Origin of the sequence: Neobacillus rhizosphaerae, from assembly GCF_050477885.1 — a bacterium.
Classification (GTDB): Bacteria; Bacillota; Bacilli; order Bacillales; family Cytobacillaceae; genus Neobacillus; species Neobacillus rhizosphaerae_A.
The window spans coordinates 1-21747 of record NZ_JBCNAC010000182.1; the positions used below are offsets into that span (position 1 = coordinate 1).

26 protein-coding genes and 1 riboswitch are annotated in these 21747 nt (G+C 37.5%); of the genes, 24 read left to right on the forward strand and 2 right to left on the reverse strand.

What is annotated here, in order from left to right:
• Positions 1 to 343: 343 nt before the first annotated feature.
• The 24 genes from fliS to ABES03_RS24400 all read left to right on the forward strand — a co-directional run bounded on the left by fliS (position 344) and on the right by ABES03_RS24400 (position 20012).
• Positions 344 to 724, forward strand: coding sequence for a flagellar export chaperone FliS (gene fliS / locus ABES03_RS24285; protein WP_430121552.1), 381 nt, complete (start codon positions 344 to 346; stop codon positions 722 to 724).
• A gap of 14 nt (positions 725 to 738) precedes the next feature.
• Positions 739 to 1086, forward strand: coding sequence for a hypothetical protein (locus ABES03_RS24290; protein WP_430121554.1), 348 nt, complete (start codon positions 739 to 741; stop codon positions 1084 to 1086).
• A gap of 199 nt (positions 1087 to 1285) precedes the next feature.
• Positions 1286 to 1371: riboswitch (cyclic di-GMP riboswitch) on the forward strand.
• A gap of 150 nt (positions 1372 to 1521) precedes the next feature.
• Positions 1522 to 1836, forward strand: coding sequence for a hypothetical protein (locus ABES03_RS24295; protein ID WP_430121556.1), 315 nt, complete (start codon positions 1522 to 1524; stop codon positions 1834 to 1836).
• A gap of 133 nt (positions 1837 to 1969) precedes the next feature.
• Positions 1970 to 2638 carry a glucosaminidase domain-containing protein gene (locus ABES03_RS24300; RefSeq protein WP_430121558.1) on the forward strand — a complete coding sequence of 223 codons (669 nt, stop codon included), beginning with the start codon at positions 1970 to 1972 and terminating at the stop codon, positions 2636 to 2638.
• 157 nt (positions 2639 to 2795) lie between these two features.
• On the forward strand, positions 2796 to 3188 hold the full coding sequence (flgB, locus tag ABES03_RS24305; protein WP_430121560.1) for a flagellar basal body rod protein FlgB: 393 nt from the start codon (positions 2796 to 2798) through the stop codon (positions 3186 to 3188).
• Between the two features lie 5 nt (positions 3189 to 3193).
• Positions 3194 to 3643: a flagellar basal body rod protein FlgC gene (gene flgC, locus ABES03_RS24310; RefSeq protein ID WP_430121562.1), complete on the forward strand. Its 450-nt coding sequence runs from the start codon at positions 3194 to 3196 to the stop codon at positions 3641 to 3643.
• A 12-nt stretch (positions 3644 to 3655) separates the two neighbouring features.
• Complete coding sequence (gene fliE / locus ABES03_RS24315) at positions 3656 to 3955, forward strand: flagellar hook-basal body complex protein FliE (RefSeq protein WP_308079689.1); 300 nt, start codon at positions 3656 to 3658, stop codon at positions 3953 to 3955.
• A gap of 30 nt (positions 3956 to 3985) precedes the next feature.
• Positions 3986 to 5581: a flagellar basal-body MS-ring/collar protein FliF gene (gene fliF / locus ABES03_RS24320; RefSeq protein ID WP_430121564.1), complete on the forward strand. Its 1596-nt coding sequence runs from the start codon at positions 3986 to 3988 to the stop codon at positions 5579 to 5581.
• A 5-nt stretch (positions 5582 to 5586) separates the two neighbouring features.
• On the forward strand, positions 5587 to 6597 hold the full coding sequence (gene fliG, locus ABES03_RS24325) for a flagellar motor switch protein FliG (protein ID WP_308079687.1): 1011 nt from the start codon (positions 5587 to 5589) through the stop codon (positions 6595 to 6597).
• Positions 6581 to 7402 carry a FliH/SctL family protein gene (locus ABES03_RS24330; protein ID WP_430121566.1) on the forward strand — a complete coding sequence of 274 codons (822 nt, stop codon included), beginning with the start codon at positions 6581 to 6583 and terminating at the stop codon, positions 7400 to 7402. Before fliG ends, ABES03_RS24330 begins: the two co-directional genes overlap by 17 nt.
• Positions 7389 to 8708 (forward strand): flagellar protein export ATPase FliI, encoded by a 1320-nt coding sequence (fliI, locus tag ABES03_RS24335; RefSeq protein ID WP_430121568.1) that lies wholly within the window; start codon positions 7389 to 7391, stop codon positions 8706 to 8708. The genes ABES03_RS24330 and fliI overlap by 14 nt, the downstream gene beginning before the upstream one ends.
• Complete coding sequence (fliJ, locus tag ABES03_RS24340; protein WP_430121570.1) at positions 8705 to 9139, forward strand: flagellar export protein FliJ; 435 nt, start codon at positions 8705 to 8707, stop codon at positions 9137 to 9139. The genes fliI and fliJ overlap by 4 nt, the downstream gene beginning before the upstream one ends.
• A gap of 12 nt (positions 9140 to 9151) precedes the next feature.
• Positions 9152 to 10009, forward strand: coding sequence for a MotE family protein (locus ABES03_RS24345; protein ID WP_430121572.1), 858 nt, complete (start codon positions 9152 to 9154; stop codon positions 10007 to 10009).
• Between the two features lie 26 nt (positions 10010 to 10035).
• Positions 10036 to 10602, forward strand: coding sequence for a flagellar biosynthetic protein FliO (locus ABES03_RS24350; RefSeq protein WP_430121574.1), 567 nt, complete (start codon positions 10036 to 10038; stop codon positions 10600 to 10602).
• Between the two features lie 5 nt (positions 10603 to 10607).
• Entirely contained in the window at positions 10608 to 11354 is a 747-nt protein-coding gene (gene fliP / locus ABES03_RS24355; protein WP_430121576.1) for a flagellar type III secretion system pore protein FliP, read from the forward strand.
• 17 nt (positions 11355 to 11371) lie between these two features.
• Complete coding sequence (fliQ, locus tag ABES03_RS24360; RefSeq protein ID WP_430121578.1) at positions 11372 to 11641, forward strand: flagellar biosynthesis protein FliQ; 270 nt, start codon at positions 11372 to 11374, stop codon at positions 11639 to 11641.
• The gene (gene fliR, locus ABES03_RS24365) at positions 11642 to 12421 is read left to right on the forward strand and encodes a flagellar biosynthetic protein FliR (RefSeq protein ID WP_430121580.1); all 780 of its coding nucleotides are present in this window, start codon (positions 11642 to 11644) and stop codon (positions 12419 to 12421) included.
• 2 nt (positions 12422 to 12423) lie between these two features.
• Positions 12424 to 13518, forward strand: a complete 1095-nt coding sequence (flhB, locus tag ABES03_RS24370) for a flagellar biosynthesis protein FlhB (RefSeq protein WP_430121582.1) — start codon at positions 12424 to 12426, stop codon at positions 13516 to 13518.
• Positions 13515 to 15548 carry a flagellar biosynthesis protein FlhA gene (gene flhA / locus ABES03_RS24375; RefSeq protein ID WP_430121584.1) on the forward strand — a complete coding sequence of 678 codons (2034 nt, stop codon included), beginning with the start codon at positions 13515 to 13517 and terminating at the stop codon, positions 15546 to 15548. Before flhB ends, flhA begins: the two co-directional genes overlap by 4 nt.
• The gene (flhF, locus tag ABES03_RS24380; RefSeq protein ID WP_430121586.1) at positions 15545 to 16852 is read left to right on the forward strand and encodes a flagellar biosynthesis protein FlhF; all 1308 of its coding nucleotides are present in this window, start codon (positions 15545 to 15547) and stop codon (positions 16850 to 16852) included. The genes flhA and flhF overlap by 4 nt, the downstream gene beginning before the upstream one ends.
• A gap of 1 nt (position 16853) precedes the next feature.
• Positions 16854 to 17738 (forward strand): MinD/ParA family protein, encoded by an 885-nt coding sequence (locus tag ABES03_RS24385; RefSeq protein ID WP_430121588.1) that lies wholly within the window; start codon positions 16854 to 16856, stop codon positions 17736 to 17738.
• Between the two features lie 12 nt (positions 17739 to 17750).
• Complete coding sequence (locus ABES03_RS24390) at positions 17751 to 18089, forward strand: hypothetical protein (RefSeq protein WP_430121590.1); 339 nt, start codon at positions 17751 to 17753, stop codon at positions 18087 to 18089.
• 46 nt (positions 18090 to 18135) lie between these two features.
• The gene (locus ABES03_RS24395) at positions 18136 to 18939 is read left to right on the forward strand and encodes a sigma-70 family RNA polymerase sigma factor (protein WP_430121592.1); all 804 of its coding nucleotides are present in this window, start codon (positions 18136 to 18138) and stop codon (positions 18937 to 18939) included.
• Positions 18940 to 19073: 134 nt separating this feature from the next.
• A complete protein-coding gene (locus ABES03_RS24400) occupies positions 19074 to 20012 on the forward strand; it encodes a manganese-dependent inorganic pyrophosphatase (RefSeq protein WP_430121594.1) in 939 nt (312 codons plus the stop codon).
• A gap of 52 nt (positions 20013 to 20064) precedes the next feature.
• Here the strand turns inward: ABES03_RS24400 and ABES03_RS24405 are convergent, their stop codons facing one another.
• Together ABES03_RS24405 and ABES03_RS24410 are read right to left on the reverse strand one after the other, a co-directional pair.
• Positions 20065 to 20610 (reverse strand): DUF3231 family protein, encoded by a 546-nt coding sequence (locus tag ABES03_RS24405; RefSeq protein WP_430121596.1) that lies wholly within the window; start codon positions 20608 to 20610, stop codon positions 20065 to 20067.
• Positions 20611 to 20715: 105 nt separating this feature from the next.
• Entirely contained in the window at positions 20716 to 21507 is a 792-nt protein-coding gene (locus ABES03_RS24410; protein ID WP_430121598.1) for a hypothetical protein, read from the reverse strand.
• Between the last annotated feature and the right edge of the window lie 240 nt (positions 21508 to 21747).

Consider the following 21747-nt stretch of genomic DNA (forward strand, 5'->3'; position numbering starts at 1 on the left):
GCTATGGTGATAGTGAGAGGGCGTTAAACTATAAGGATCCAAATTAATTGGCTATCTTAAAGAACAGTGTTAATTTTTATACCCTGATGATTGGAGCGGAAGGCACGAAGACTCCTGTGGGAGTATGGTTCAGGGGAGACCCCGCAGGCGCATGCGCCGAGGAGGCTCGCCGAAACACCCACGGAAAGCGAAGTGCCTGGAGCGGAAATCAACAGGCAAGTTTAACAGACCCATTTATTTATATTTTTTGTTATGTTTTTTTTCAAAGAACTTAACTATTACATAGTTTATCCGATAATCATTTATAGACGAAAATGTGTGAATGAAAAAGGAGTAATCAATCATGGTTTTAAATAATCCTTATCAAACCTATCAAAAACAAGCTGTCACAACTTCAAGACCAGAAGATCTTACCTTTATGTTATATCAAGGGCTAGTCAAATTTATTCGATTATCTAAAGAAGCACTAAAAAATAACAACTTTGAAGATAGCAATAACTATAATTTAAGAGCACAGGATATTTTAAGTGAATTAATGATAACCTTAAAAAAAGAATATAGTGTAGCAGAACAATTACTTACTATGTATGATTATATGAAATCCCGGTTAATCGAAGCGAATCTTAATAAGAATTTGGAACTACTAGATGAAGTTGAAGGATTCGCTGTCGAATTATCGGATACCTGGTCAACTGCAATGAAACAAGCCAAAATAAAAAGCTAAGGTCTGAGATAAAAATGGAAGAAATACTAAGAAGTATTTATGAAATAACACTTAAGATGTGCAGTTCCTTAAAAGAAGAAAATTATGAGGAATTTGAAAAACAACTTAATGACAGACAGACATTAATGAGTAGAGTGGATGCGCAAAAGAACCACGAAAAGAATTATGTGTATACTTTAATAGAGCAGCAATTGTTAAAAGATACCTATTTGCTAGACCAGCATATGGCTCCATTACTGGAGAAAAATCTCAAAGAAACAGAAAGCCTTATTAATCAGCAAAAGAAGCAAAAACTTGTCTCTCAACAATATAGGACTTATAGTAAACAAACGAATGGAATCTTTTTAGATTCCAAAAGGTAAAATGTCATAGATTTTAGTCGTAAAAATTTGATTAAATGACAATATATGACATAATTTTTAATGAATCTACGTAATATTCTATAATTAAGGACTAAATACCTAGTATTTTCGACAAAAATAGGAAAATGGTCGGATATTCGATATTGTTAAAACATTCTATTATTTGATTAGAGATTATTTAGATACTAAAAACATTGAATCTCGATCAAGGCAAAACTGGTGAAAATCAGTGGCGCAAAGCTAAAGGGGCTAAGGAGAATATCACTATGCCAGCCAGCTGCCTAAAAGATAGGGTGTTTTACCTAGGTATAAAATGTCTACAAAGGTATAGGACTTCTATACCCAACTGAAAGATGTTTTTTGTCTGTTAACCCCCCTTCGAAAAGGCGGGGTTATTTTTATATTCTTTAACATTTGGTTAAGGAGAGGAAAAAAATGTTCCTGCAACAAATTAAAACAGACGAACGTGCAAACAGTAAGATTTTAAATTTAATGGAATTTAAAAAGAAGAAACCGTTTTTTAAGTATCCAATTAAAATAACGCTTGGATACCCAATCAATCGGTCCTATTTTATTGTGAAAAATGTAGTTTATATGGGGAAACAAATTTTTGCAATGAAACAAGAAAATGATACCAATACGATTGTCCTAGTTGAAGGGAAAATTGAAAATGGTCAGCTAACATGCATTTCAATGCTTACGGAAGAATGTTTAGGTGATGTAAGCAAGATTTTAGAAGGTGCTATTTAATGCAATCGTATTTAAAATGTTGTCAAGTTTGACACATACTTGTGCGTGACCACGGATGCATTAATCGTAGTCACGCTTCTTTTTCTCTATGGACTTATCAGAATATAAAGATGCAGAAGAAAGGAGCTTTCCGTTGAAAATAGGTGATGATTGGTTTACCAAAACTATGTTAACTAGTACATTGTCCCGTAATGAAAAATTATCTTCACAAATGGGGACGACTAATTCTGAATTTGCGAACCTTTTTACATCGGTTTTAAATGAAATGATGAATGGCGATGCACCATCTTCCATCCAACCCATGTTTCCTTCTTTTATAGAAAACATGAACTTTACCAATGAAAATTCAAATTTGGGAATGGAATCTTTTGCGTCTAACTCAACAGAATCTTTACGTTTTCAATCAATAGGTGCAGAAAAAATTAATCAAGTGCTTGGCGGAAAGTTGAAAGGGATGGGAGAAGCATTTATTCAAGCTGGACAAAGATATAATGTAGATCCAGCCTTATTGGCAGCTATTGCTCAACATGAAACGGGCAATGGAACATCAAAAGCAGCCAATGTTAAAAATAACATTGCTGGAATGATGGGGAAAAATGGGTTAAGATCCTATTCCTCTATTGAAGAAAGCATTATGGATATGGCTCGAAATATAAGTAAGAATTATCTTGGAATGGGGCTAACAAGCATAACTAAAATTGCTGGAAAATATGCCCCTGTTGGTGCGGAGAATGACCCTACTAATCTGAATAATCATTGGGTTACAGGCGTGAGTAAGTTTTTTGGCCAGTTAAAAGCTTGATATACAAATAATGTTCCTATAACACACTTTTACTATGTAAAAAAAGTGTAGATTTAAATACCTTTTTTATAGTATATTGATGATTGAATGTTAATAATTTTGTTGATATTTATCGAAAAATGTCAAAGTTTTATAGGTGGAAAGGAGGAGGAGAAAGTTGACTAATATTAACCTCCTACAAAAGGCATTAGATGCTTCCAGTTTACGCCAACAGGTGATTTCTAATAATATATCAAATGCTGAAACTCCTGGATATAAAGCAAAACAAGTAGTTTTTGAAGATATACTGAAAAAGCACTTAACTAATCAAACAAATTTTGAAGGAAATCGTTCCGATGCCCGTCATATGGTCATTGGTAGACCATCAATAATACCTTCAGCAAGCGTTGTTGAGAATACGAATACCGTCATGCAAAACAGCGGGAACAATGTAGATGTCGATGAAGAAATGACTCGCATGGGAAAAAATTCACTCTGGTATTACACACTTACGGAACAAATTAACAGTGAATTTCAACAATTATCTATAGCGATTAAAGGAAGGAGTTAAGGAACATGTTTGATTCGTTAAATATTAGTGCATCAGCCTTGACCGCACAACGTCTACGAATGGATGTTGTCTCTTCCAATATTGCGAATGCAGAATCGACAAGAGGATCTTTTGTAAATGGAAAATGGGAACCCTACCGACGAAAAATGGTGATGATGGAACCAAGAGAAAAATCATTTAACCAAATTTTACAAGGGGCAATGGAAAAACAATCACAATCCCAGCTCCAAGGAGTTAGAGTTTCAGGGATAGTTAATGACAAGACACCATTCAAAATGGTCTTTGACCCATCCAATCCTGATGCGAATGCGGATGGCTATGTCATGATGCCAAATGTTGATCTATCAAAGGAAATGATAGATTTATTGGCTGCCTCAAGAGCATATGAAGCGAATGTCACTTCATTTAATACTGGAAAATCAATGATGTTAAAGGCTTTAGAAATAGGCCGTTAGGGGGAAGCATAAATGAACGTTTCTGGTATAAATAGTGGACTGATCAAAATTAATCAAAATCCTATTCAAAATGTGGAATCGGGTTCCACATCAAACTCGTTTTCGGGCGTGCTTAAAGGTTACCTGGAAAACGTCGATAATACAGTAAAGCAAGCCTCGGATCTAACCGTCAAAGCTGCGGCAGGGGAAATTGATAATATACATGATGTAACGATTGCATCACAAAAGGCGAAGGTTGCTTTAGAACTAACCGTTACTATTAGGGATAAGGCAGTAGAGGCTTATCAAGAAATGATGCGGATGCAATTTTAAAGAATGATAGAAAGCTAGGCAGGGTGAGAAATGAAACGATCATGGATAGATCAACTTAAACATACAGGAGAGCTATTTGGCAGTTGGTGGAACTCCAAAAGTTCAAAACAAAAAGGACTCATCGTAGGGACATTTTTATTTCTTTTAGTTGCCCTTTCTACCTTTATCTTCTTTGCGTCACGACCTCAATTTGTACCGTTATACACTGGTCAATTATCCCAAAGGGAAGTTGGGGACATAAAAGCAGAATTGGACAAGGAAGGCTACACAGAGTACAAACTTTCCGACACGGGAACAAGTATAGAAGTGCCTAAAAAGGATGCCCCTGATTTATTAGTCAGTCTTGCATCCAAAGGGTATCCAAAAGACAACAAAATTAACTACGATATTTTTGGTCAAAATCTCTCTTTTGGAGCAACTGACAGACAGTACGATATTCTTGAACGTGAAGCGATGCAAAATCAAGTAGCTGAAGTGATTAAACATGTGGCTGGAATTAAAAACGCGGAGGTCATTGTGACCTTACCTGAGAATTCAGTCTTTGTCCGACAAGAGGATGAACAAAAAGCAAGTGCTTCAGTAATGGTAGAAGTTGAACCGGGTGAAAAGCTAAGTTCCCAGCAAATAAAGGCTTTATATACTCTAGTTTCCCGCAGTGTCCCTAACTTGCCGGTAGAAAACATCACTATTATGAATCAGTATAGCGAGACATTGGCACTGGCAGATCCTGAAAATGATGACCAAGCTTTGGATAAATATGATGAACAACGCAAGGTGCAACAAGATGTTGAACGGGATATTCAGCAGGATCTTCAAGGTTTATTGGGCAATATACTTGGAACGGAGAAAGTCTTTGTTCATACGTTTGTAAAAATGAATTTTGATAAAGTCAAAACAGAAGAAAAATTAGTTAAGCCTACCGATGATAATAATAACGGCATTGCAATCAGTTCAGAGAAAACCTCCAAGTCTTACAATGGAACAGGTTCAAATCCTGGCGGGGTAGTTGGAACAGGTGAAACCGATGTTCCTGGATATGTTGGGACTAATTCTGGTGGCGAAAGCAATTATGAAGAGTCTGAAAATAGGGTCAATTATGAAGTGAATAGAATCAATAACGAAATCATAAAAAGCCCTTATCAAATAGAGGATATTACTATTAATGTTGGTGTAGAGCCGGATTCAGCTAAAGCCAATACATTATCAAAAGCCACACAAGATAATATCAGAAATATTGTGGCCAATACAGTTCGTACCGCACTGGGACATCCAAACCTAACCCAAAAAGAAATTGATCAGCGAATTACTGTTTTTCCTCATTCATTTGCAAAAAATACGGCTGTGGAAAGTGCATCTGCACAAAATTGGCTGTTAATCGGCGCTTCAGCTGCTGGAGGACTCCTATTACTTGGAGGACTAATTTGGATGTTATTACGAAGAAGAAAACATAAGCAAGCGGAAATGGAAGATGAACTTGATTTATCAGCAACTGGACAAGTTAAAGAAGCGGATTATTTTGCTGAGCAGGATATGAGTGTGGAGAGTCAATTGAAAAAGCTACTTGAACAAAGACCGGAAGATTTTTCAAAAGTTATTAGAACATGGATACATGACGAGGAGGTTTAAGTCCCATGGCTACAGCACTAAAGTTGACTGGAAAACAAAAAGCAGCGATATTGCTTATTGCGATGGGCAAGGAGGGCTCTGCCAAGGTATTTAAGCATTTACCTGAGGAAGAGATTGATCAATTAACCCTCGCGATTGCTAATATTCAGAAGGTGGATCAGAAAGAAAAAGAAGAAGTGTTGAAGGAATTCCATGAAATGTGTATAGCACAAGACTTCCTGCAAATGGGTGGTATTAGCTATGCACAAGATGTATTAGAGTCGGCATTAGGTAAAGACCGTGCACAGGAGATTATTTATCGTTTAACGACACAATTACAAGTGAAACCCTTTGATTTTGCTCGTCGTGTGGACGCCATGCAAATTTATCATTTTCTTCAAAATGAGCATCCGCAGACGATTGCATTGGTATTAGCTCATTTAGAGCCGCAGCAATCTTCGATGATTCTTTCTTCTTTACCTGAAGAATTACAATCAGATGTTGCAAGGAGAATAGCAGTATTAGAACAAACTTCCCCTGAAGTAATTAAGGAAGTAGAAAATATTCTTGAACAAAAGCTGGCATCGACGATTCGTCATGATTTTACTGTGGTTGGAGGAATTGAGTCCATTGTCAGCATCCTTAATGGTGTTGATCGAACAACGGAGAAGACCATTCTTGAACAGCTTGAATCGAAGGACCCTGAACTTGTGGATGAAATCAAAAAACGGATGTTTGTATTCGAGGATATCATTACATTGGATAAACGTGCAATTCAGCGCGTCATCCAAGAAGTGGAAAATCAGGATTTACTTCTTGCCTTGAAAGCCTCAAGTGCAGAAGTCAAAAAGGTTATTTTCGAGAACATGTCACAACGTATGGTCGAGACGTTCGAAGAAGAAATGCAGTACCTTGGACCGGTTAGAGTTAAGGATGTGGAGGAAGCACAAGGAAGAATCGTTTCTATTATCCGCCGTTTAGAGGATTCCGGTGAGGTTGTTATAGCTCGAGGTGGTTCGGATGACGTCTTATTCTAAGGTTTTTAAGTCTTCCAATCTATCGGTACTTGAAGAAAAAAAAGTAATTTCTCAACCACGGATAGTTATTAATCGTTACGACCAAGAGACACCGCATCATGAGGCTATTGATGCGGTGAATCATATTCAACTGCAGCAAATCATTCAAGAGGCTGAAGCAGAAGCACAAGCCATTTTAGAAAATGCAGAGAAAAATGCCCGTTTACTAGAATCAGCAGCAGAAGAAAAAATTAGCCAGTGGTGGAATGAAAATCATCAGAAACTTGAGGATTTATCTCTTGAGGCTGAACAAAAAGGTTATCAGGAAGGTTACACCACAGGAAAACAAGAAGCTGAGTTTGAAGTTTTAAGAGAATTTCAAGGGAAAATGGAACAGGTTCAATTCTTGTTGGAACAAGCATACGAACATAAAGCAGCCATTATTTCAGAGGCTGAACCATTTTTGCTGGAGTTAAGTACGGTGATTGCTACGCATATAATTAAGACGGAATTAACCAGTAATCAAAATCAGTTTGTTGAGTTAATTAAACAACATATTCTTCGTTTTAAAGAAAAAGAATTTATTACCATTTGTGTTCATCCTGATGATTTTGATTTTATCCAATCGCAACGAGCTCATCTTGTTGCTGTCGTAAATGGCGAAACTGAAATAAAAATTATTCCGGACCATTCTGTTTCTACCAAGGGGTGTATTATTCGAACTGCATATGGCAGTGTAGATGCACGTATTGATACACAAATTGAAGAGATCAAAAAGGTCATTCTAGAAGCGAGAAGGGAGCCGGAAAGTAGTGTTATCAGTTGAAAACTATGCCAAGCTTATTCGTAGTGTGGATCCGGTAAGAGTGAATGGTAAAATAACCCAAATTATTGGACTTACCATTGAATCACAAGGTCCTGATGTAAGAATTGGTGAATTGTGTTCGATATACCCAACAAATTCACAAGTTCCTATTCAAGCTGAGGTCGTCGGCATTAGGGAAAATAAGGTGCTTCTCATGCCTCTTGGTGAAGTACGGTCGATCGGACCTGGTTGTGACGTTGTCGCTAGCGGGAAACAGATGATGGTGAAAGCAGGCCGTCAGCTGCTGGGCAGAATTCTAGATGGTCTAGGCCAGCCCATTGATGGCAAACCACTTCCATTAGGATTAGAGGAAGTACCTACTCACGCGATACCACCCAATCCACTAACCAGGCCTCGTATTCATTCGCCACTAGGGGTAGGAGTAAGGACAATCGATGGCTTACTCACAATGGGTAAAGGTCAGCGGATGGGTATTTTTGCCGGAAGTGGTGTCGGTAAAAGTACACTGCTTGGAATGATTTCAAGAAATACTACAGCTGATGTAAACGTCATTGCCTTAATTGGAGAGAGAGGGCGGGAAGTTCTCGATTTTATAGAACAAAACCTTGGTGAAGAAGGGTTGAAAAAATCGGTTGTTATTGTAGCTACATCCGATCAGCCAGCACTTATTCGAATAAAAGGAGCACTAACGGCTACCTCTATTGCAGAATATTTCCGTGATCAAGGAATGAACGTGATGCTTGTGATGGATTCTGTTACTCGGTTTGCCATGGCACAAAGAGAAATTGGCTTAGCCATTGGAGAACCGCCGACGACTAAAGGGTATACACCTTCAGTATTCGCCATGCTGCCACAGCTTTTAGAACGTGCTGGAACTGGTCCAAAGGGATCCATTTCAGCTATATATACGGTTTTGGTAGATGGGGATGACATGAACGAACCAATTGCTGATGCAGTGAGAGGAATTTTAGATGGTCATATTGTTTTGAATCGCTCAATTGGTGCAAAAGGAATCTTCCCTGCAATTGATGTGTTAAACAGTGTTAGCCGTGTGATGACTGAAATAACCTCTGACGAACACCTACACGCTGCCCGTAATTTTAAAAATCTATTAGCTTCCTATAATCAGGCAGAAGATTTAATTAATATCGGAGCATATAAAAAAGGATCAAACCGTGAGATTGATTTGGCGATGCGTCTAAAGCCACAAATGGATCATTTTTTACGTCAAGGTATCTATGAAACTTCTAACTTAGAGGATTCAGAATCCTTCTTAACTTCACAATTTGGAGCGATCATGCGATGAAATTTAACTTTTCCTTTCAGAAAGTGCTTGATTTTAAAGAAAATGAGAAAGAAATTGCACATCAGGAATATGGTACTGTAAAACTTCAACAAACCCAAATTGAGGAACAAATTGAAGGTTTAGAAATGGTAAAGGATGAAATTTTTAATCAATATAATCAAGTCCATCGCAAAACAGTGTGGGAGATATTAGAAGTCCAACAAGAAATTGAACATGTAAATCTTAAGATGAAACAGTTGGAAAATCAATCACAGATTATTCATAAGAAAGTGGAAGAAAAACACCAATTGCTAATCGAGAAATCACAAGAAGCAAAAATGTGGAACCAGTGGAAAGCGAAGTCCAAGGAAGCTTTTCAAAAGCAAATGGATCGAAAAGAGCAAGCCATGTTAGATGAAATGGCCATCCTTCGATACTCACGAAGGATATGAGGAGAGAAACAAATGGAAGAGAAACACCGCTCAAAACTAGCAAATATTTTTTACATTGGTATTATTCCGTTACTGTTTACTGTTATCTTAGTTGCCTTTTTGTTGAATTTTATGGGTTTTCCAGTTGTAAAAACCTTTCAGGAATGGGGAAATGCACTTCCATTGGTTAATCAACTGATCGATGATCCTCCTTCTGCTGAAGCTCAAAAGCCCGATAATGCAGATGAATGGAAAAATAAGTACTTAAAAAGTCAATCAGATGTAAAAGATTTAGATCAAAAACTATCAAAATTAAAAAAGGAACTTAGTTCTAATCAAAATGCATTAGGGGAATTAAAACAAGAGAATGCAGATTTACAAAATCAATTAAAAGAAAAAAAATCTCAACAGTCACAAGAGGAAATGAAGCAAGTAGCTGGTATTTACACCAATATGTCTGCATCAAAAGCAGCTGCTATTTTTGAAGCTATGCCTTTGGAAGATGCTGCACTAACAATTAGGATGCTGGACCAAGAACATCAAAGTAGCATTATCGGAGGAATAAAGGACCCGAAAAAGGCTGCAGAAATAACGATGTTGCTCAAAGAAATTGCTTCAATTAGTGAGACTGAGTCCTTAACTTTTGAACAACAAGTACATGAACTTGCTTTACAAGAAGAAAATCCAACAAAAACGTTATCAGATACGATAGCAGGAATGCCGCCTGCTCAATCGGCAGTTATTATTCAATCCATGATGGGGACCAATTCTATTGTGGCAATGGATATTATGAAAAAAATCAGCACTAGCAGCCGTTCTCAAATCTTAACCGAAATTGCCAAAATCGATGCGAAATTAGCAGCGCAGATTACTGGCGAATTAAACAAGTAGAAATAACTCCAAGGAAGGAGAAAATCATGAAACGCACCATGTTGTTTTTAGTTATGTTTTTTTATCTATTTTCATTTCAATCCACAAGTTTTGCCGCTGGTACATCATCAAGCGGCGAGCCTTCCGTCTATGATTCTATTCAGAAAGGGGATAAAAAAACATCTCCTTCAACGGCAAAAGTCGAGGATAGTCAATCACCTTCTTTATTCCCCTTACTTATAAAATTTATAATCTCGTTTATTTTGGTTATTGGCCTTTTATTTCTTTTATTACGTTTTTTATCAAAACGAGGGCGTTTACTACAAACAAATGGACCAGTGCTCCCTATAGGTGGGCACAACCTTGGTAATAACCGTTCAATGCAGATCCTACTTATTGGTCAAACCATATACGTTGTAGGTGTTGGCGAGGATGTAACATTGATTCGCACCATTTCTCAAGGAGAAGAGTATCAACACCTTCTAGAAAGCTACGAAAATCAAGCTGCTGAAGGCAATACACCGAAATGGTTTCCGAAGGACTCTAAAAAAATTTGGGATAGTGTATTTCGCAAACATTTACAAAAGATGCATCATGAAAACGGGGAGGAATAGGAACAATGAAACGAAAAATTTCCATACTTGTTCCACTCCTCTCACTTGGATTCATCTCTGTCGCACATGCAGCAAGTCCAACCGGCACCATATTGCCTGGAATTGATTTAGGATCAAGTGATCCAGACAAAGTGTCTAATACAATGCGTATCATTATGTTGATTACGGTATTGTCGATCGCACCGGCTATTTTGGTTTTAATGACAAGCTTTACTCGTATTATTGTAGTATTTGGATTTGTACGAAATGCTCTAGGTACTCAGCAAATACCACCAAACCAAGTGTTAATTGGTTTATCGTTATTTATGACATTTTTTATAATGGGACCGACTTTTTCAGAAATAAACCATAACGCACTGCAACCTTATTTAGCTGGTAAAATGACACAGCAGGAAGCGTTTGAATCGGCGAGTGATCCGTTAAAGGTATTCATGGCTAAACATACGCGTGAAAAGGACTTAGCACTATTCATGGAGTATGCCAAGATGGAAAAACCGAATCAAATTAAAGATATTCCACTAACAGCACTCGTACCTGCCTATGCAATTAGTGAACTGAAAACTGCTTTTCAAATGGGATTTATGATTTTTATTCCTTTCTTAGTCATCGATATGATTGTTTCGAGTGTCTTGATGTCAATGGGGATGATGATGCTCCCGCCAGTAATGATTTCACTGCCGTTTAAGATTCTATTATTTATTTTAGTAGATGGATGGCATCTAATTGTTAAATCATTACTCGTTAGTTTCTAAAAGAGGGAGTGTAATAAATGTCTACCGAACTAATTTTACGAATTGCTCAGGAAGCAATATATACGATTCTCATTGTAATCGCTCCGGTGGCAGGGATTGCATTAATAGTTGGCTTACTCGTGAGTATTTTTCAAGCTACCACACAAATACAGGAGCAGACACTTGCATTCGTTCCGAAAATCGTGGCAGTGTTCCTATCAATCTTATTTTTTGGACCGTGGATGCTGCGTCACGTTCTTGATTTTACACAAAGTTTATTAGGAAATCTTTCTCAATTTGTGGGGTAAATGATGGTTATGGATGCTTCTTCTTTGTGGACCTTTTTACTGATTTTTGTACGCATCACGACATTTATGGTCACAGCTCCATTATTTTCAGGACGTCAAATACCAACACATTACAAGATTGGTTTTAGTGTATTCCTAAGTATTCTCTGCGTGGGAATCGTAAATGAACCTATTGAATCATTGCCAGAGTCAAAGCTTGTAATGTTAATACTCAAAGAGTTTATCGTTGGTATTGTACTAGGATTGGTGGGGAATATTCTCCTATATGCAGTACAAATGGCCGGTTCAATAATGGATGTATTAATTGGTTTTTCAATGGCTAGTCTTTTTGATCCTACGTTTGGGACAAATTCTCAACTTACTGGACGTTTGCAGAATGCTCTTGCTTTGTTAGTTTTATTAACGACGAATGGACACCATCTATTGATACAAGGGGTTTTAGCAAGTTTTGATTGGATTTCACTTCAAGATTCAGTACCAGCATTTACCGATGGCAAACTCGCATCTTTTATCTTGGATTGTCTTCAACAAATGTTTTTGATCGGATTTATGATGGCAGCGCCTATAATAGGTACATTGTTTGTCGTGGATGTAGCATTAGGAATTATCGCAAGAACGGTGCCACAAATGAACCTGTTTGCGGTGTTTCCACCTATGAAAATATTAATACACTTTTTTATCTATATATTCATTTTACCCAGCTTCTTCTATTTATTAAAAATACTATTCGAAAACATGTTTGGTTCTATGTCTGAAATCATGAAAATAATGGGGGTGTAAGGATGCTTCTTCGTTTAGATTTGCAATTATTTTCTGGTGAAAAAACGGAAAAAGCCACACCGCAAAAACGGCGGGATACGAGAAAAAAAGGGCAGGTCGCGAAAAGTCCAGAAGTATCTTCAGCCCTTACACTTCTACTTAGTTTCGGCTTTTTCATGGTTGCTGGTAAAAGTTTTCTTGAGGGATGTTTAAACATATACCGGCATAGTTTCCAAGAATATTTACTTTGGGATCTTTCAATTTCAAGCTCTCAGCTTTTATTTAATCAGCTCCTGTGGGATGTTACAAAATTAGTAGGACCCTTTCTTGCAATTGTCCTTGTTGCAGGTGTTCTTGCCAACTATATTCAGGTAGGGTTCATGTTTAATCTTGAGTCGATTAAAATGAATTTCGGAAAGCTTAACCCTCTACAAGGTGCAAAGCAAATTTTTTCTATGCGTTCGGTTGTAGAATTAATAAAATCAATTTTAAAAATTGTTATTACCTCGTTGATTGTGTTTTTAATGATTTGGAATCAAAAAAATGAATTATTTTCTATTGGAGAAAAAAGTCTTTTTGATTCTGCAAGGTTTATAGGCTCATTGACGATAAAAATTGGGATGACAATAGGAATCTGTTTGGTAGCTTTGGCAGCGGCTGACTATTTCTATCAATGGTTTTCACATGAAAAGAAAATCCGGATGTCAAAACAAGATATAAAGGATGAACATAAAAAAATGGAAGGCGATCCTTTGATTAAAGGAAAGAGGAGAGCCAGACAGCAGCAATTGGCCATGAATCGAATGATGGCAGAGCTTCCAAAAGCGGATGTGGTCATTACCAATCCAACGCATTTCGCAGTTGCCATTCGTTATGATATTAATACGATGGAAGCTCCCGAAGTCATTGCCAAAGGTAAAGATCATATTGCTTTAAAAATAAAAGAAATTGCTAAGCAAAATAAAATAATGACAATAGAGAATAAACCATTGGCTCGTGCTCTTTTTGCAGCAGTGGAAATAGGACAGCCAATACCAGAAGAACTGTTTAATGCGGTGGGGGAGATTTTAGCGTATGTATACTATCAAGAAGGTCGGCATAAGGGGATGATGGCATGAAAATAAAAGAGTTTTCCGTATTCATTGTTGTCATTTTGATCGTCACGATGATGATTATACCATTGCCAACAATACTATTGGATTTTCTATTAATCTTCAACATCTGTGTATCATTGATGATTTTATTAGTGGCTATGAATACGAAAGAACCACTAGATTTTTCAATTTTTCCAACAGCACTATTAATAACAACATTATTTCGCTTAGCGCTAAACGTGTCTACCACACGTTCGATTTTATCAAAGGCAGATGGCGGGAAGGTAATCGAGACTTTTGGATCGTTTGTCATTGGTGGTAGTCCGGTTATCGGTTTTATCGTCTTTTTAATTCTAGTCGTTATTCAATTTATTGTTATCACCAAGGGTTCGGAAAGGGTAGCAGAAGTAGCTGCTCGTTTTACATTGGACGCGATGCCTGGTAAACAAATGAGTATTGACGCCGACATGAATGCAGGATTGATCAGTGAACAAGATGCTCGTGCACGACGTAGGAAAATTGAGATGGAATCAGATTTCTATGGAGCAATGGACGGTGCCAGTAAATTTGTAAAAGGGGATGCAATAGCAGGTATTATTATCCTGTTAATCAATGTTATTGGTGGTTTTATTATCGGTATGTCCATTCATGGTATGGGCTTTGCTGAAGCTGCCAGTACTTTTACTCTTTTATCTGTAGGGGATGGATTAGTTAGCCAGGTCCCTGCGTTGCTGATTTCTACGGCGACTGGGATAACAGTGACTCGGGCAGCAACAGATGGCAGTTTAGGTTCGGATATAATGCAGCAAATTTTCAACTATCCTAAGCTGCTATATATTGTTGCAGTAACTATATTTTTGCTTGGATTATTTACACCAATTGGACTCTTTTTAACACTCCCTGTGGCTGGAATACTAGCTTATGGTGCATATTCTATACAAAAAACTGCCAAGAAGGAAGAACTTCTAAATGAGCAAGTGGAAATGGATGCGGCAGAGGATGATATTACCAATCCAGAGAAAGTGATTAGTTTGCTTCAACTAGACACACTTGAACTAGAGATTGGTTATGGGTTAATTCCATTGGCTGATCAAAAACAAGGTGGAGACATTCTTGACCGCATTGTCATGATTCGAAGACAATTTGCACTTGAACTAGGATTGGTCATCCCTACGATTCGGATTCGCGACAATCTACAGTTAACACCAAACCAATATGTCTTAAAGTTTCGTGGTAACCGCATTGCGGAAGGTGAAGTATACCTGGATCATTTTCTAGCTATGAATCAAGGCGGAGAAGGAGAAGAATTAGATGGTATTCAAGTGATTGAACCAGCATTCGGTCTCCCTGCTACTTGGATAAGTATGGAAGCCAAACAAATGGCAGAACTCATGGGATATATGATTGTTGATCCTCCTTCAGTGATTGCTACTCATTTAACAGAAGTTTTGAAGCAGTATGCTTATCAGTTGCTTCGTAGAGAAGAAACGAAAGAATTAATTGAGAATTTAAAAGCAACGCACCCTAATTTGGTGGAAGAACTCGTTCCTGGGTTGCTGTCAGTAGGAGATATCCAAAAGGTTTTACAAAATTTATTACGTGAACAGATATCCATCAGGGATTTAGCATCTATCTTCGAAACATTAGCTGACTATGCAGTATATACAAAGGAACCTAGAGTATTAACGGAATATGTACGCCAATCCTTAACACGCCAAATTACAGAGCAATATTCAGAAGGAGGCGTGATTAATGTATTGACTGCTGGAGCCACATTAGAAAAAGGTATTTCGGATTCTATTCAACAAACAGAAGCTGGGGGTTATTACCTTTCAATGGATCCACAAACTTCGAGAAGGATTACAGAAGTTTTGCAAGAGCAAATTGAGCGGGTAGTTAAAGCCGGTGGTCTTCCGATTTTTCTAACGTCACCAAATATTCGGATGTATTTAAAGCAATTTGTTGATAAAATCATGCCTACAGTACCTGTTCTTGCTTATACGGAACTGGAACCTAATGTTGAGATCCAAAGTATAGGAGTGGTCAATATATGAAAACAAAGAAAATCGTTGCAGAATCTATGCCCCTTGCTTTAAAAATGGTGCGTCAGCAATTAGGTGAGAACGCAATTATTGTTAATACAAGAACAATCAAAAAAGGTGGTGTTTTTGGTCTTTTTTCAAAGCAAAAATATGAAGTGACTGCTTATGCTATGGAAAAGAAAAGCCCTACTGCAGAGCCGAAATTTGCACTGGAATTAAAGGAAAAGCCAGAAAAACCACTCTTAAATATAAACAAAATTGAAAATGAATCTGAGGAACAAGAAGAGACTATATCAGGGTTTCATAGGAATCCTCAAGGGTTATATAATTATTATTCAAAAAATCCGGTTGGAACAGAAAAACCTATTCCTTCTACAACACCCACCAAGTCTCAAGAAAGTGAAAAAAAAGTATCTGTGTCATCAAAGGCAATGGAAGAGCAAAATCCTTTACTCGATGAGTTACAACAGATGAAAAAAATGATGATGACCTTCATGATGAATGGCAAACAAGATGAGGGACTACCGCCTAATCTGAATAATTGGGTCACACGTTTGAAAAAGCAAGGTGTGGATGATGAAGTTGTAGGGGACCTAGTGAATCGTATTCTATTAAAAAATGAGTCAAAGGCTGATTTGGCGGATGACATTATTCAAACTGAGCTTTCGGCAATGATTATTGAAATTATTCAAAAGAAACTACCCGTTTCAAATATAGTTAACGAGAGAACGCGCATGATTAATATCATTGGGCCTACAGGTGTAGGAAAAACGACATCAATTGCAAAACTTGCAACTGAACAGGTGCTAAAGCAAAAGCGGAGAGTGGCAATGATTACGACGGATGTCTATCGGATTGCTGCAGTTGAACAATTAAAAACCTATGCTGGAATCTTAAATGTACCTGTTGAAGTGGTGCGTACCGTAGATGAGTTAGGGTCAGCGCTTAAAAAGTTGGAACATTATGATTTGATTTATATGGATACAACTGGACGCAACTATAAAGAAGTGGAATACCGTAAATCCATTAATCAATTCTTAAATCATCCTTTGGAAAGTGATAATTATTTAGTCTTAAGTATGACTACGAAGTTTGAGGATATGGAAATATTGTTAGATGAGTTTTTAGAAAGCCCAATAAAAAAATTGATCCTTACTAAATTTGATGAAACGAGCAGTTATGGTTCGATTCTTAATATTGCCTATAAATATCCATATCAATTAGCATACATCACAAATGGACAAAGTGTTCCTGAAGATATTACGAACATCGATGCGACTTTGCTTGCGAAATACCTATTAGGAAGGGAACTTTAAAATGGACCAAGCACAAAGTCTACGAGAATACATGCATCGATTTAATGTTCAACAAGAAAAAGAACACTCTGCTCGTGTTATAACGATTACCAGTGGTAAGGGTGGGGTAGGAAAATCAAATTTCACCCTTAACTTTGCTCTAGGTTTAAATGCAGTCGGTAAAAGGGTTGTAGTCTTGGATTTAGACTTATCGACTGCAAATATTAATATATTAATGGGGATTACGCCACGTAATAGTCTAGCAGATGTTCTGCATCGTCAGAAGTCAATTTGGGACGTATTAGAAAAAGGAACGGCTGGAATCGATTATATTTCCGGAGGACTTGAAATACAAGACCTAATGGAGTTAGACCCACATACACTTTCGTATTTTTGGAGTCAAATTCAGGAACTTCAAACCTATGCAGATTTTATTCTACTAGACACAGGTGCCGGGATATCAAAGGAATTAGTAGATTTTATTTTAGCATCTGATGAAACCATATTGGTTACCACACCGGAACCGACTGCTATTGCCGATTCCTATGCGGTTTTAAAAACAGTCATTCAGTTTACGAAGCAAACCCCCAATTTTCGCTTGGTAGTGAATCGCGCGCAATCTTATCGAGAAGCTGTTGACACTTCTAGAGCAATAAAAAATGCTACTAGTAGTTTTCTAAAATTTAAATTAGTGACATTAGGTTTTTTGATGGAAGATGCACATGTAAGACAATCTGTAAGAGCTCAATCGCCATTTTTTATGACTTATCCTAATTGTGAAGCATCTAAGAACATTAAACAAATTGTTAATTCCTTTTTACCTCAGTCTGAAGAATCATCAAAAGAACAAACCAAAGGGATTCGGGGATTTTTTGAAAAAATGTTTTCACTCGGTAAAACAATGTAAAAGGGGGGGCCTATGGAATTGAATTGGAAAGTTAATACATTATTAGGGACTATAGCATTTCTACTTACCTACTTTTTTTCAATTACAAATAACATATGGCAAACATCCATCTTAAGAGCAATTTTTGGATTTCTATTTTTCTTTCTAATAGGCTATATTTTACGATTCATTTTAAGTCAAATGAATGTAAAAAAATTAGAGAATAACTCAAACCTAATCCATGAACAATTTACAGAAGATGTCCTGGAGCAGGCACAGGAAGAACTATTAGGTGAATTAAACAACGAAGATATTTTGTTCCAACAAATTCCCCTGCATTCGTTACATAAAGGGGAAGATCGATCATCCTAAAAAACTCATTCCGCAAATGTAAACCCAAGAAAAGGAGGGATAAACGTTGAAAACAGATATTAACGAAACCAAACTGCATGATTTATTGTGGAGAAGCTACCGAGAGGGGCACGATTCAAGGTCACAGGAACATTTAGTCAAACAATACATGTATTTGGTTGAGCAAATGGCTAATCGAATGAGTCTTAGTATCCCGCAACGTATTATTCCGAAAGAGGACTTAGTTGGGTTAGGCTATATAGGCTTGCTTGAAGCAATTAAGAAATTTGATTACAAAAAGGGTTATCAATTTGAAACTTTCGGCTTGTGGAGAATTAAGGGAGCCATGCTGGATGGGATCCGTCAAATGGATTGGGTACCCAGAGGGCTAAGAGATAAAGCCAAAAAACTAAACAGTGCTTTTCGGGAGTTAGAGCAAAATCTAATGAGGTCTCCCTCTGAAGAGGAGCTTAGCCAATATTTGAGCATGCCTCTGGAAGAAGTTGACCAAGCTATGGCTGCCTTATCAGTGTCCACGCTGCTTTCACTTAATGAACCGTTGAATTCCAGCGAAGATGAAGGGAAACAGCAAAGTAGAATGGATCAGATTAAGGATGATAACACTAGTAACCATGACCGAAGGTTACAAATGGCAGATTTTAAGCAAATGATGGCTGCATGTATTGATAAAATGCCAGAAAAAGAAAGATTAGTCATTTCATTATTATATTATGAGGGGTTAACTCAAGTAGAGATTTCAGAAGTCTTGAATCTCACAAAAGGAAGAATTTCTCAAATCCATTCACGAGCAATCCTACGGTTGAGACAAAGCTTCGAAGCCAATGGGTATTCATTAGATTCCTTTTTATAGAGATGTAGGATTTATTGTGTTCTGGGCGGTTTTTGTTTTGAATCCTCTAACAGAATAATATATAATTTTTGATGGGGTCATTGCCATCTGTTTGGGCTTGTCCTACATAATATCATACGATTAGGAGTAGTAACATGGAAAAAGTACTTATTTTTGGTCATAAAAATCCCGACACAGATACAATTTGTTCTGCTATTGCATATGCAGATTTAAAAAAACAATTAGGCATGGACGTTGAACCAGTTCGCCTAGGTCAAATTAATGGTGAAACACAATATGCACTTACTCAATTCAGTGCTGAGACACCTCGTTTAGTAGAAGCAGTGGCTGCTGAGGTTAACTCCGTTATTTTAGTAGACCACAATGAGCGCCAACAAAGTGCTAACGATATCGCGGATGTTCGTGTATTAGAAGTAATCGACCATCACCGTATTGCAAACTTTGAAACAAGCGATCCGTTATACTACCGTTGTGAGCCTGTTGGATGTACAGCAACGATTCTAAATAAAATGTACAAAGAAAATGGCAAAGAAATTAAGCCTGAGATCGCTGGTTTGATGTTATCAGCAATTATCTCTGACTCATTACTATTCAAATCACCTACCTGCACACCTGAAGACGTCGCAGCAGCACGTGAACTAGCAGTAATTGCTGGTGTAGATGCGGAAAGCTACGGACTTGAAATGTTGAAAGCAGGGGCAGATGTTCGTGACAAATCAATCAGTGAACTTCTAAGCCTTGATGCAAAAGGCTTTGAAATGGGTTCAAGCAAAGTGGAAATCGCGCAAGTAAACGTGGTTGACACGGCAGATGTTCTTGCTCGCCAAGCAGAAATAGAAGCGTCTATTTCTTCAATCATCGAAGAAAAGAATCTTGATTTATTCCTATTTGTTGTAACAGATATTTTAACAAATGATTCTGTTGGTTTAGCATTAGGAAGCAAGGCTGCTGCTGTGGAAAAAGCTTACAATGTTACTCTTTCAAATAATACAGCTACACTAAAGGGCGTTGTTTCTCGTAAAAAACAAATTGTTCCTGTGTTAACAGATATCTTTAATAAAGGTGAATTTTAATATTCACTAAAAAACCGTTTATGCCGGATATGATGGCATGAACGGTTTTTGTTTAGTTTGGCGATCCTGGTGGATAGTAATAGGGAGGGACCTTTAGCCATCCACGTTCACGCATCAATTTTTTAAGCGAAGAGCCATACTTAAATATTTCAAATTGTATTTCAAAAAACATTTTGCAGGCATCATTTCTTACACACAAAGCTATTCCTTGACCTATAAGCGTAATCTCAGCTGCAACCTTAGCAGATACTAAATTTGCTAACTCCTCATCGGTATATTTTACCCCAAGTGGAACAGCATTCGGATCTGATTTGGGTTTATCCTGAGAGGAAGGTGGCAGTGGAATACCTTCATTGACAAAGAATGCACGCAGGCGCTCGCTAACGTCTTTTGCGGATTGGTGTCCATTCGTAAAGGCATGAATTAGTTGATCATCCGTTGTCGTATTTAGCCCTAGTTCAAATATCATAATACCTTCTTCTACTAAGGTAAGTAACAGCCAAAAGTGGTTCACTTCTCCAATATGTAAGGGATTCTTTCTCTCACCGTCTGCCATTGGTGCAAAAAGGTCTTTTAGGGATTCAAATATATTGGTCATAGGCAGCCTCCTTTGGTTTTTATTAACATATATATTTTGGTCATAATTTTGGAATTTTATTTCCAAATTATTTTTAAAATGATTAAAAAGAAGGTTCACCGCTTATTATTCTAGCGGTGAACCTTCTTTTTGATTGACTGATTCGAGTTCCTCTAGTTTTTCTTCCTTCTTATGATTCAATAAGAAAAACGTTAACGGTTGCTCCGAGCCAGTCATTAATTTGTAAACATAGGAAGAAGTGAGTTTATAGCCGTCATCAATTTTTTCAGCCAGGTAATTGGTCCGTTCAAATAGGATGGAACGAATGTGGTTCACTTGCCGTGCGATTTTGTCTAGTAGTGCTTCCTGAGTATCAAGCCGCTCTAACACTCCGCCATGAAACTCCTCTTGTTTCGTGATTTTTTCTGCTGTTTCTTTTTGCAATTCCAGCTGTTCCTGCATCTTTAAGGCAATCTGCTGGTTGGCCTCTTCACTTCGTTCCAGCCTGCTGACAATTTCCTGATAGCTTTTGTTTAACTGACTGACCTGGTCCGTTAAAGATGATCTCGACACGGATTCCTTTTCTAACATGGTCTCTAGCTGTGCATTTTTCTCATGAATGGCCTGTAAGCTCTGCATCATTTGGTCTTCCATGTCCTTTTGCTTTAGGTTGCTGTTTTTCAAATCATTTAGCTGACCGTCGACCTTTTTCCAATGTATATCCTGTGCTTCCTCTTGATGAATAGTACGAACATGGAGGTTGTTTAGAGCCTGTTTGAGTGATTTATTTGCTTTTTCCTGTTCATTCATAAGGTCGGTAAGGAAATCCCGCCGTGAATAAACCTGATTTGGTTCCTTAAGCGTTTGATTATTCTTATAAACTTCCGGATGCTCATTCTTATTTATGAATAGTCCCATACCTCTCTCCGCCTTTTTTAGTTTTGCTTGTAATAGCTTATGTTTTGGACGCGGAAGTGGGGACAGACTTGGGCTAGGCTATATGTAGTAAAAAACGCCCAACTTTTTAATAAAGTTGAGCGTTTTTTATGATTTTCAATATATGAGTGGGGAACTCTTCACGAAATTCGGATTGATCTGCATAAAATTTATGGATATCTACACAAAATTGAGATTTATCTGATGCTAGACTAAAAAACG

What these genes read in the sequence shown, in the direction of transcription:
- fliF (WP_430121564.1), top strand. Translation starts at nt 3,986, where the DNA reads ATGAAACGATCATGGATAGATCAACTTAAACATACAGGAGAGCTATTT.
- ABES03_RS24410 (WP_430121598.1), bottom strand. Translation starts at nt 21,507, where the DNA reads ATGGGACTATTCATAAATAAGAATGAGCATCCGGAAGTTTATAAGAAT.
- fliS (WP_430121552.1), top strand. Translation starts at nt 344, where the DNA reads ATGGTTTTAAATAATCCTTATCAAACCTATCAAAAACAAGCTGTCACA.
- ABES03_RS24330 (WP_430121566.1), top strand. Translation starts at nt 6,581, where the DNA reads ATGACGTCTTATTCTAAGGTTTTTAAGTCTTCCAATCTATCGGTACTT.
- fliQ (WP_430121578.1), top strand. Translation starts at nt 11,372, where the DNA reads ATGTCTACCGAACTAATTTTACGAATTGCTCAGGAAGCAATATATACG.
- fliR (WP_430121580.1), top strand. Translation starts at nt 11,642, where the DNA reads ATGATGGTTATGGATGCTTCTTCTTTGTGGACCTTTTTACTGATTTTT.
- ABES03_RS24295 (WP_430121556.1), top strand. Translation starts at nt 1,522, where the DNA reads ATGTTCCTGCAACAAATTAAAACAGACGAACGTGCAAACAGTAAGATT.
- ABES03_RS24390 (WP_430121590.1), top strand. Translation starts at nt 17,751, where the DNA reads ATGGAATTGAATTGGAAAGTTAATACATTATTAGGGACTATAGCATTT.
- flhF (WP_430121586.1), top strand. Translation starts at nt 15,545, where the DNA reads ATGAAAACAAAGAAAATCGTTGCAGAATCTATGCCCCTTGCTTTAAAA.
- flgC (WP_430121562.1), top strand. Translation starts at nt 3,194, where the DNA reads ATGTTTGATTCGTTAAATATTAGTGCATCAGCCTTGACCGCACAACGT.
- ABES03_RS24385 (WP_430121588.1), top strand. Translation starts at nt 16,854, where the DNA reads ATGGACCAAGCACAAAGTCTACGAGAATACATGCATCGATTTAATGTT.
- fliG (WP_308079687.1), top strand. Translation starts at nt 5,587, where the DNA reads ATGGCTACAGCACTAAAGTTGACTGGAAAACAAAAAGCAGCGATATTG.
- ABES03_RS24345 (WP_430121572.1), top strand. Translation starts at nt 9,152, where the DNA reads ATGGAAGAGAAACACCGCTCAAAACTAGCAAATATTTTTTACATTGGT.
- ABES03_RS24405 (WP_430121596.1), bottom strand. Translation starts at nt 20,610, where the DNA reads ATGACCAATATATTTGAATCCCTAAAAGACCTTTTTGCACCAATGGCA.
- fliP (WP_430121576.1), top strand. Translation starts at nt 10,608, where the DNA reads ATGAAACGAAAAATTTCCATACTTGTTCCACTCCTCTCACTTGGATTC.
- flhB (WP_430121582.1), top strand. Translation starts at nt 12,424, where the DNA reads ATGCTTCTTCGTTTAGATTTGCAATTATTTTCTGGTGAAAAAACGGAA.
- ABES03_RS24400 (WP_430121594.1), top strand. Translation starts at nt 19,074, where the DNA reads ATGGAAAAAGTACTTATTTTTGGTCATAAAAATCCCGACACAGATACA.
- ABES03_RS24290 (WP_430121554.1), top strand. Translation starts at nt 739, where the DNA reads ATGGAAGAAATACTAAGAAGTATTTATGAAATAACACTTAAGATGTGC.
- fliJ (WP_430121570.1), top strand. Translation starts at nt 8,705, where the DNA reads ATGAAATTTAACTTTTCCTTTCAGAAAGTGCTTGATTTTAAAGAAAAT.
- fliE (WP_308079689.1), top strand. Translation starts at nt 3,656, where the DNA reads ATGAACGTTTCTGGTATAAATAGTGGACTGATCAAAATTAATCAAAAT.
- ABES03_RS24350 (WP_430121574.1), top strand. Translation starts at nt 10,036, where the DNA reads ATGAAACGCACCATGTTGTTTTTAGTTATGTTTTTTTATCTATTTTCA.
- flhA (WP_430121584.1), top strand. Translation starts at nt 13,515, where the DNA reads ATGAAAATAAAAGAGTTTTCCGTATTCATTGTTGTCATTTTGATCGTC.